Here is a 3,161-nt window from a genome sequence, read left to right on the forward strand (position 1 = left end):
ACCCCACCCCGTCCTTCCACTCTGGCACGTAGGGGAAAGCAAACGTCACCGGGCATACCGGGCACCCGGGGCAATCTCAACCACGACAACGGGGCTGACCGCGCGTCCATCTGCCCGCGCGCATCAGCCCCGCTTGTCCTGCTCCGGTGTCGCTCGGGGAGAGGCTCAGCCCCCGGCCAGCGCGCGGGCGGCGTTGGCGTGCTCGCCGCTCGGCTCGCGCTTCAGGTACTCCTGGGCCAGCATCTTCGCCTTGGCGCCCTGCTTGGCGTCCTTCGACAGCAGCGTGGCGTAGAAGTAGTAGGCCGGGGTGTAGCCCTCGTCCGCGTTGAGGGCGCGCTGGTACGTCTCGTCCGCCTTCGCCGCGTCACCCTTGCCCTGGTAGACGCGCGCCAGCTCGGTGAGCGCCATGGCCGCGCGGTCCGCCTGGCCCAGGAACTCCTGGCTCGCCTTCTCGAGCTGCTCCTGGGCCTTCGCCCAGTCGGAGCGCTCGCGATAGATGGAGCCCATGGCGAGCCGGGCCTCCGGGTTCTTCGCCTTGGGGTCCTTCACCGCGCGCTGGTACTGCGTCAGGGCCTCGTCCAGCTTGCCCTGGCGGCGGTAGGCGTTGCCCAGCATCACCACCAGCTTGGGGCTGTCGCCCATGGTCTTGAGGGCCGTCTGGAGCGCCTCGGCGGCCTCCTTCTCGCCGCCCTGCTTGCCCATGAGCGCCTTGGCCAGCTCGACGTGGAACTGGGCGCGCGAGGCATCCATGCGGATGGCCTTGCGAATCTCCTCGGCGGCCGCGTCGAAGTTGCCCTCGGCCAGCAGACGGCGGCCCTTGATGAGGTGCAGCTCCGGGTTCTGCTTGTCGAGCGCGAAGCCGGTCTCCTCGCTCTTGGTCATCTCCGCGCGGGCCTTCTCCTTCTCCAGCGGCACCGCGGTGGCCTCGGACAGCTTCTGCTGCATGTCCGGCTTCAGGTCCACCATGGCCGCCGACACGCGGCTGATGAGCAGCGAGCGGGCCAGGTGCGCGGTGGCGAGCTGGCGCGGCGACGGCGGCGGGTCCGTCTCCAGCAGCTTCTTGAGCATGGAGTGGGCCAGCCCGTAGTTGGGCGTGTCCTGCTCCAGCATCAGCAGCGAGCGGCCCAGCAGCGACTCGGGGTGGTCCTTCTCGTAGCGCAGCGCGAAGTCGTAGTTCTTCCAGGCGGTGTTGTCCTGGCCGAGCCGGCGGTACACGGCGCCCAGGTTCGCGTAGATGCGCGGGTCGTCCGGGGACAGCACCTGCGCGCGCTCCAGGCTGTCACGCGCGCGGTCCAGGTCGCCCGCGTTCATCTGGATGAGGCCCAGCGTCAGGTAGAGCAGCGAGCTGGAGCGGCCCTGCGCGTCCAGCGCCTTCACCTTCTCCTCCAGCGCGCCCAGGGCTTCCTTGCCCTTGCCGCCGTAGGTCTGGATGAGGGCGTCGGCCGCGATGAGGTGCGAGCTGACGACGTCGTCGCCCGACTTGCCGGCGGCCAGGTGCTCCTCGGCCTTGCGGCGCGCGTCGTCGCCGCCGCCGTGCTCGCCCCAGCGGATGGCGTACGCGTACGCCAGGTAGCCGTGGGCCACGGTGGAGTCGGAGTCCACCTCCAGCACCTTGTCGGCCGCCTCGCTGGCCTTCTTGTAGCTGTCGAACGAGTCGTGCTTGAGCAGCTCGCTGGCCGCGTCCAGGCCCTTCTTCAGCTCGCGGGCCTTCTGCTTCGCGTTGGACGAGTACCAGCCGTAGCCGATGGCGAACAGCGGGATGGCCACCAGCAGCACCAGCGTCACCATCTTCCCGCCCTTGCCGCCGGACGGCGGGCGGCGGCGCGAGGCGGGCGAGTCATCGTCCTCGTCGTCGTCCACCTCTTCCACCACCACCGGGCGGCGGGGCGGCTGCGGACGGGCCGCGGGCTGCTCGGCGCGGGCCGTGTTGCCGGACGGCGCCTTCGCGGCGGGCTGCTGCGCGGTGGCCGTGGGAGCCTTCGCGGCGGGCTGCTGCTGCGCGGCCCCCGTCGCCGCGACGCTCGCCAGGGCGGCGGCGGACTGCTGGGTCGCGGACGGCTGCGCGGCGGCCTGCGTCTGGGGCGCCACCGGCGTCAGCACCGGGGCCGCGGGCGCGGCCGGCGCGGCGGGCTTGGGCAGGTCGATCTTGTACTGCTGGAGCAGCGTGACGGTATCCGGATCACCCGGGTCCGCGCCGTAGGCCTTCAGGAGGTTGGCCTTGCCGGTCTCCGTCTCGCCGGTCTTCAGCTGGAGCGCGCCGGCCATGCGCAGCGCGGCCTTGTCCTCCGGCTGCACCTGCAGCGCGCCGAGGGCCTCTTCCAGGGCCTTCTTGTCCTTGCCCTGCTCCGCGTACACGCGGGCGAGCAGCAGGCGGGGGTCGGCCACATTCGGGTGCGCCTTCACGCCCTTCTTGCAGACGACCATCGCCTCCATGAAGCGACCCATGCTCAGGTACGCTTCCGCCAGAGGCTTGTAGGCGGCGGACGAGGGGTCGGAAGCGAACGCGTGCTCCAACTTCGCGAGCTCGGCCGGGCTCAACGTCTTCGAGGGGGAGATAGACATTACCGGGGGTGGTGAAACGGGCGGGAAGGATACGCCTATGACGAGGGGTTTTTATGGCACCCGGTACGCGGCACGTCAATCGCAGGAATTCTGCTTGTCGGCTTGCGCTTGACACCACGAAAGGGCTCCGGTACTAGCCCATCCCACTTCGGCGGCCCCAAACCGCCGGGGCGCAGGAGGCAGCCAGTCGTACGTTGTGGGGGTGTAGCTCAGTTGGGAGAGCGTCGCGTTCGCAATGCGAAGGTCGTCGGTTCGATCCCGTCCACCTCCACCAAGCAGTGACGAAGGGCCTCACGGGAAACCGTGAGGCCCTTTGCATTTGGGGCTCTTTCCCCCAATTGCCGAATTGCAAAGCAGGCGGGCTTTGTTATCCGGAGTCGATGACGACGACCGACCCGTCTGCCTCCCTGTCCTTCTTCGCCCGCTTCTGGCTGGCCTGGCTGTGCTTCTGGCGGTGCCTCGTGTCCCGCGACTTCGCCCGGGCCGTGCTGCCCGCGAGCCGCGCCTATGACGCTGGCACGCTCGCCCAGCTTCCCGCCGGTGGAGCGGAGCCCGCCCCGCGGCCCCAGCAGGAAGCCCCCAAGCCGGTGGTGGTGAAG

General features: G+C 70.1%; 1 protein-coding gene, 1 tRNA gene and 1 pseudogene. 2 read left to right on the plus strand and 1 reads right to left on the minus strand.

What is annotated here, in order from left to right; translation table 11 throughout:
- Positions 1 to 165 precede the first annotated feature (165 nt).
- Positions 166 to 2,562, minus strand: coding sequence for a tetratricopeptide repeat protein (locus HG543_RS52715; RefSeq protein ID WP_169352534.1), 2,397 nt, complete (start codon positions 2,560 to 2,562; stop codon positions 166 to 168).
- A gap of 198 nt (positions 2,563 to 2,760) precedes the next feature.
- On the opposite strand from HG543_RS52715, the gene HG543_RS52720 reads away from it, so the two are divergent.
- Together HG543_RS52720 and HG543_RS52725 are read left to right on the plus strand one after the other, a co-directional pair.
- Positions 2,761 to 2,836 (plus strand) — tRNA-Ala (locus HG543_RS52720).
- Positions 2,837 to 2,942: 106 nt separating this feature from the next.
- Positions 2,943 to 3,161: pseudogene (locus HG543_RS52725) on the plus strand (DUF2760 domain-containing protein); the annotation flags it as partial.

The sequence above is a fragment of the Pyxidicoccus fallax genome (genome assembly GCF_012933655.1).
Lineage (GTDB): Bacteria > Myxococcota > Myxococcia > Myxococcales > Myxococcaceae > Myxococcus > Myxococcus fallax.

Bases quoted from the DNA above. Each gene is read 5' to 3' on its own strand.
- HG543_RS52715 (WP_169352534.1), bottom strand. From the start codon at position 2,562: ATGTCTATCTCCCCCTCGAAGACGTTGAGCCCGGCCGAGCTCGCGAAG.